This window comes from Paraliomyxa miuraensis (assembly GCF_026337845.1).
GTDB classification, from domain to species: domain Bacteria; phylum Myxococcota_A; class Polyangia; order Nannocystales; family Nannocystaceae; genus Paraliomyxa; species Paraliomyxa miuraensis.
The window spans coordinates 1-6703 of the sequence record NZ_JAOVZF010000112.1; the positions used below are offsets into that span (position 1 = coordinate 1).

4 protein-coding genes are annotated in these 6703 nt (G+C 62.6%); 2 read left to right on the forward strand and 2 right to left on the reverse strand.

Annotation, left to right across the window (positions count from 1 at the left end; translation table 11 throughout):
- Positions 1–124: 124 nt before the first annotated feature.
- Positions 125–904: a hypothetical protein gene (locus OEB96_RS00630; RefSeq protein WP_266213428.1), complete on the reverse strand. Its 780-nt coding sequence runs from the start codon at positions 902–904 to the stop codon at positions 125–127.
- A gap of 257 nt (positions 905–1161) precedes the next feature.
- The gene (locus tag OEB96_RS00635) at positions 1162–2559 is read right to left on the reverse strand and encodes a transposase (RefSeq protein WP_266213429.1); all 1398 of its coding nucleotides are present in this window, start codon (positions 2557–2559) and stop codon (positions 1162–1164) included.
- A 464-nt stretch (positions 2560–3023) separates the two neighbouring features.
- Between OEB96_RS00635 and OEB96_RS00640 the strand changes: the two genes are divergently transcribed.
- Positions 3024–3392, forward strand: coding sequence for a hypothetical protein (locus tag OEB96_RS00640; protein ID WP_266213430.1), 369 nt, complete (start codon positions 3024–3026; stop codon positions 3390–3392).
- 316 nt (positions 3393–3708) lie between these two features.
- Positions 3709–6369 carry an HD domain-containing protein gene (locus OEB96_RS00645; protein WP_456320256.1) on the forward strand — a complete coding sequence of 887 codons (2661 nt, stop codon included), beginning with the start codon at positions 3709–3711 and terminating at the stop codon, positions 6367–6369.
- Positions 6370–6703 lie beyond the last annotated feature (334 nt).

A 6703-nucleotide genomic window follows, 5' to 3' on the forward strand; every position in this document is an offset into this window, starting at 1 on the left:
GCCGACCTCTGCGCTGGCTGCCCCAAGCGTACCCCCAGGTTTCATCCTTGGGGGTACGCGTCAGCGAGTGGGCGACTAGAACCTAATCCCGAGCTGCCCCTGCACGGTCTGCACCGCGCGGGCGTCACCGGTGGGGCCGGTGTCGCTGACGCGGTTGAAGGCGCCCAGCGGGAACAACACGCCGTACTGGAAGAAGATCGGCTCGCGCACGTCGTGGTAGCGGAACGCGCCGTCGAGCTCGATGCCGTAGCTGTACTTGTTGCCCAGCGTGGCCTTGCGGTTGGCGGCCATCGCATACTCCACGTCGACCCGCGCGCTGAAGCTGTCGAAGAAGTAGAACGCCGCCCAGGGCTTGGAAGTACGCCGCGTTGGAGACCGTGCCCAGGATCTCCCGGAACAGCAGCATGTCGACGTTGAAGGCGCGGTTGAAGCGGAAGTTGCTGACGACGTCGTTGTCGTCGTTGATGCCGACCGCGGCCCCCGCATCGGGGGCGTGGGGAGAGCTGGCCACGTCGCCCGTGGCGAAGCCCTGGTCCAGGCCCACGTGGAAGCGGTCCTTCAAGAAGCCGTACTTGAACTCCAGCGCGTAGCCGAAGTTGGCCAGCGTCCTGCGGTTCAGGTCGGACGCGGCGACCGACTCGTAGATCCCCGAGTCGTCCTGCGCGGTGGCGGCCAGCGAGTCGTCGAGCGCGTTGAAGCGCCCGAAGCTGCCGGCGGCCTCGAGCTCGACCCGCAGCGTGCGCCAGTTGACGCGCATCCACAGGTCCGGGGTGACCACGAAGGCGCGGCGCGTGACCAACAGCTCGTTGTACGGGGAATTCTCCAGCAGCCCCGCCTCGGCCGCGGGAGGGTAGGGAGGATTGGCGCAGAATTTCGGCTGGACCCGCGGCGTTCCATCCCTCATGAGCTTCCTGCTCGAGACGCGCCGGCCCCCGCAGACGCCTCGCAGGTTGACGTAAGATCCAATACTCGGCGAAACGAGCTGCTCACCCGCGCAGCGGCGAGAGGGTGTTCACCCGAGCAGCGTCGAGGGCCCAAGGGCGAGCCGCATTGGGGCGGCCCAAGGGCGAGCCGCATTGGGGCGGCCCAAGGGCGAGCCGCATTCGCGGCCAGTGGCGCCGCCCGCCGAGGGCGGACGGTGAGCCCTGCACTACGGCGCGTTCAAGCCCCCTCGCCCATCGCATCGATGCCCAGTTGTTCGGGCCATTCGTCCAAGGGCAGCTCCAGCTGCGGCGGCGGTCGGGCTCGCCCGATCTCCGCCGGCTCGATGGGCAGATCGAGCGCAGCGAGGAACCGCTCGATGACCTCGGGTTGCGTGATCTCGGCGATGATCTTCATCCGCCCTCGACATACTGGGCACTCGAGCACGTCCAGGGCGAAGACACGATGCATGAGCTCGGCCCAGCTCGAGCGTCGACGTGGTCGCGGCTCGGCACACGCCGAGTCATGAAGACCGATGACCATGGCCGGCCTCATCGGCTCCGCCACGGCGCCATCTCGCGAAGCGGTTCGTCGGCCAGGTGCTCGTCCGCTCTCCACGATGCCGATCGGGCCCACGATGCCCGAGATGCCCCGTCGCGGCACAGTGATCGAGACCGCCTCGTCGAGCGTGGCACGGCTCACGGCGACGATCGGTGGAGGAACTGCCGACGCGCAGCCCCAGGGATCCGTCCCCGTCGATGTCTCGTGCCCTGTGCACGCTCGTCGATCGGACACCACTCGAGCACGCAGCTTCGAGCCCGGCGCGAGCACCCCGTGGTACCGCAGCACGTTGGCCTGTGGAGGCGGGATCAGGGCCATGAGCTTCTCGATGAGCTCGGACGGCGTGAGCACGACCCCTCGCGTGCCGTCGCGCCACGGCTTGCGGAACAGGTACAGCAGCTTGCCATCGGGTCTCCGATGAAGACGCTCGGTCGCCACCGGTGGCCGAGCAACGTATCGCAGCAGCCGCTCGAGTCGCTTGCGGTCCCGGGACAGCTCGAGGATCGAGACGCTCGCGCGGGCGTCGTAGCGCTGGACGAGCCCGGTAAAGTCGCGGAACACGTCCACGAGCACGTCGATGGGGTGGTCGGGCGGCGGGGTCTCGATGCACGCGTCCGCCATCACGCCGAACGCCCGGCGGGCCCACGCGGCGAAGCGGATCGACAGCAGCTCGCCGAGGATCCGCGCCTGCGGGGCGGGCGGGTGCTCGACCAGGGCCTGCAGGCGCTCGTCGTCGATAGCCCACGGGCGGCGGAGCATGAAGACGGTCCACGCCAGCTCGACCGCCATGCAGCGGTCATCGAAGTACGTCGGCGGAGCGGGCGGCGGCTCGCGGCCCCAGTCGACGGCGTAGACGGCTCGGCCGTCGTCGTCGAGCATCGCGACCACCTGGACGCCGCGAGGGAGGCGGATCTCGTGGGAGCGCCAGTGGTTGGCGCGGTCGGCCATGGCCTTGACCATGGCGAGCTGCTCGGCGTAGCGGGCCGGGTCGGTGAAGCGCTGGGCCTCGAAGGCGTGGCCGAGCCGGAGGCGGCTCTCGCGGAAGTGCCGCGGCAGGCGCTTGGGGCGGGGAGGCACGACGCGACGAATGTAGCAGCCGGCTCGCCTCCTTCGGAGGCTCTCTCGAATGCATGCGCCTGGAAAAGGCGGCGTGCCACTTCACCTCGGCGCGGAAGGATCGGTTGCCAGGAGCGTGCGACGATTGAAATCGCTCCGAGAACTCCCGCCCGTACCCAAGAGCGCACCGCGGGAGTCGCAGGTAGCGTGCATCCGAGCGCCATCGGCTCTACCATGGGCCGATGCACCCTGTGGTCCTGTTCGGTCTCCTTGGTCTGGGCTTCGCAGCGCTGTCGCGGCCCAAGAAGAAGGGAAGCTCGCGAGCCGACGCGTCGTGTTACTGGGGACCCTTCCACCCCGCGACACGATGCCGAACGATCCTCGCGGCGGTCCGTCCTCACGAGGTCTCGCATCTGGTAGCGCAGGCTCGGCAGGCTCGGTCCTGGCACCTTGGCGGGGCCCTATCCCGGACCCAAGCGGCGGCCATGGTCCTTCGCAGTATCGGGCTCGTCTACATCGCCGACGTGCCCACTCACGATCGATGGTGCCCACCCCACGTCACGTTCGCGCGTGGCGGGGGTGACTGTGACGACCACGCGATCGTGGGCGCCTCGTTGCTGCTCGGCCTCGGGGTGCAGGCATGGGTCGCGATCGGTGACGGGCCGACGGGTCCGCACGCGTGGGTGGTCGGGCGCGATCCTCAGATCGGGCCCTTCGTGCTCGAGCCCCAGGATGGTCACATCTGGTTGGGAAACCAGGCACCCGGGTACCAGCCACAGCTCATCCTCGGGCCTCACGGGTGCTTTGGATTGAGGCAAGACGGCACCGCCTGGCACCCGATCTCGGTCGGCTAACGTCGGCCCGGCGTCGAGATCATCGCGTGTCGCACAGGTGGTCGGCGCCGGGGGGCAACGGTCGCTCGGCGCCGATGCTCGTCGAGCCACTCCCCGAGCAAGCGGGCTTCACCGCCGCTCCCGTATCACCGCAGCTGCGACCCAAACTACACCCACGCCTCCGCCACCTGCTGACGCCGAGGCGTCTCACCTGTCCGCGGGAGGTGGAGCCGATTCCTCGCCAAAGAAGTTTCGGGGCACTCTCGCGCCATGTCGGCAAAGAATCGCGCTCCGGTCTCGCAGAACCGTCGGCTCACGCGTATCATTCCCCCTCGAAATGAATCCGCCATACAATTCCCGACTATTCTCAAGCACGCTGGGAAGCGAATCGGAGCTCAAGACTCATCACGAGCAAGTCTGGGCGGTGATAGACCAAGCTCTTAGAGAATGTCGGAAGCGAGCAAGCGCGATTGCATCCACGATCCGAGTCGAGAATCCAGACCTAACGGACCATTCCGTAGACCATCTTGACGCGCTGTGGCAAATGGCAGACCTGGTAGTACACGAAGGCGACATCAATCCATCCGAGGCATTCGTCCTTGGCATCGTGTTCATGTTGCACGATCTCGGAAATACGAGGATTTCGCATGGACCCGACAGAGACTCATGGAAAAGCAGCCTCGAGTACCGCGCGTTCCGAAAGCAAGTGGAGCGTTCATCTCCTGGCGCCGGAAGAGAGGACATAGAACGCCGAACCAACTTTCTATTCCTGCGAAGCGTACACGCCAAGCGCGTCGAGGACATTGCTGTTCGAGAGTGGTCAACCGGCAATGGGCACGAGTTTGAATATCTGATTGAGAGCCATGCTCTACGGCAAGCATTCGGGGAGTGGATCGGCAAAATATGCCGTTCCCACAACGACGACATCAGCTCCGTCATTACCGAATTCGGGCACATAGGAAGAATTGCGCCTCCTCCAGATTTTCCACAGCACTGGAAAGTCGATCTGCTAAAAATCGCGTGCTTGCTGAGGGCTTGCGATGCTATGCATGTGGATTACCGAAGAGCATCCGCGTTTGAGCGATCGCTCCGCTCCGCGCTTATGCCCGAATCGGAACTACACTGGACATTCCAGAGAAAGCTGTCTCTGCCAACGCTAGAGGAGAGCGGATTAATTAAGTACACGTCCGTTAGCTCATTCGAGCAAGCCGATGCCGCGGCATGGTGGACATGTTACGATTATCTTCGCATGGTCGATCAGGAGCTTAGAGAGTGCCATAGCGTGCTTCGCTCGGAACGAAATATCACGCTCAAAGCCCATGGCGTAAGGGGAGCCGGGGTACCCTCGGCACTGGCAAAAACCATTCAGTGCAAAGGGTGGATTCCTCTGAATGCAAGGGTTACCGTCGAGGATCCAACATCATTGGCCAGAATGCTCGGAGGAACGGTCCTGTACGGAAAGAAACCTGAGGTGGCCATTCGAGAGATCGTCCAGAACGCTCGAGATGCGGTCGTCGCGTACCGTGTGATCACACGGACATCGGAGGACTGGGGAGAGATTCGCATAGTTTCGGAGCCACAACCGGACGACCGTTTCAAGATCTCGATCTCCGACAATGGCATCGGGATGACCTATCGTGTTATTTCAAGCTATTTGTTATCGTTCGGTCGGTCGCTGTGGCGAGACCCCTATCTGGCAGAGAGCATGCCCAGCCTGGCAGCGAGCGACTTCGAGGCGGTAGGTCGCTTTGGGATCGGATGGTTCTCGGTTTTCCTAATGAGCAATCATGTCAGAATCATTACTCGACACTATGAAGCTGCGCCTTCCGACACACTAGTCCTAGAAATGGATGAAGGAGTCGCCTCTCGTCCCGTACTACGATTGGCAGGAGCAAGTGAGATCCTGCACCAGCCTGGCACTCGGATTGAGATCCTCGACATTGACACCGATACCTGGCACAGCACCATTGGCAGTGCATCGGGCTTTGTATACGGTGCCGCAAAACTCTGCCCTGCACTGGACGTAGATCTAATTGTAGAGGAAGTCGGAACGGACAGGTTGATGCTCAAAGCCTCCGACTGGGAGCATATTGATTCCGAGTTGCTGATGCTGCGCCTGCTAGGCCTACGCAACTTTGACGAGCTAACGAGACCGGATTATGCAAGAAGCGTTGCGAGCCGGATGATGCCACTGCGGAACGATAACGGTGAGATAGTTGGAAGATTGGCACTTGCGCTTTATGGTTTTCAGGGTGACCGGTTTTTTAATAATGCTCCAAATTTGGTGGTTGACGGTGGGCTTGCCTCCGGAAGCTTGGGAATGGATGTGGCCGGCGTGCTTTTTGGATCAAGCTCTAGCGTCGTAAGAGATTCGGCGCATACGTATGAAAGTGCATCGTCGTTCCTAGAATGGCTTGGCCGCCAAGTCGAGATGGGGCCACTTGGTGAATGGAAGCCACAGATATTCGCTTTCCTTTGTCACACACTTGGTCGCTCCGATCTCGAAGGGGCGTCGGTTGCATATACGTCTGAAGGCCCCGTAACGGTCGAGCAACTCACGGCATGGGTCCATGGAAGAGAAAGGGTGATTCTCTCCTTCGACATCCGACTGAATAGTCAGATTCGCGAGGGGGTCGTGAGCTGTCCCTTGTACGAATTCTCGACAGGCTGGCTGTCCGACAGGCTACGCGAAACTCGCGATGTTCGAATGGATCTGCCCAGCGAACGCCTAAACGAAATTGCAAATAGAATCAGCGCCCTCGCGCTAGCATCAATCCTTCGGGCATGGGGAGCAGATATCAGCAAAGACGAGGAAGTTGACGTTGCTCGATATTTGACCGGAAAGCTCCAGCGAATTCTCTATCCCATTCGTCAGGGGGAACTCCGGCAACTTGGTCCAGTATTCGTACTAGTCAAGTCCGAGGCGTTGGAAATCCTGAGTTCTCGACCAGCATCGGACGAAGGGGACGTCGTGAAGCAGACGGATGTCGACCAGTGAGCAGGGACCCGTAAGGGTGTTCTTCGTTCATTGGCATCAAATCACGGCGACAGCGAAGGCCTGGGTGTCGTGAACACCCGACGCTAACCTAGGCTTTGGGATGGACGGCGGCTGCCTGGTCGTGCGTAAGCAAGACCGGGAGCAGAACGGGAGACGGGCTACTCCGGCGTCGTGGTGGAGCTCGGGCTCGCCGGTGAGGGGGGTCCCGAGCGTGGGCTATCGGGTCGTCGACGAAGCATGCGCTCCCAATCGTACGAGGTCGCCCTGACCCGTCTTGCAGGCGCGCGATCGGGCCGGGACCTTCGTGTCCATGGAACGGGAAGACGAGCTGAGG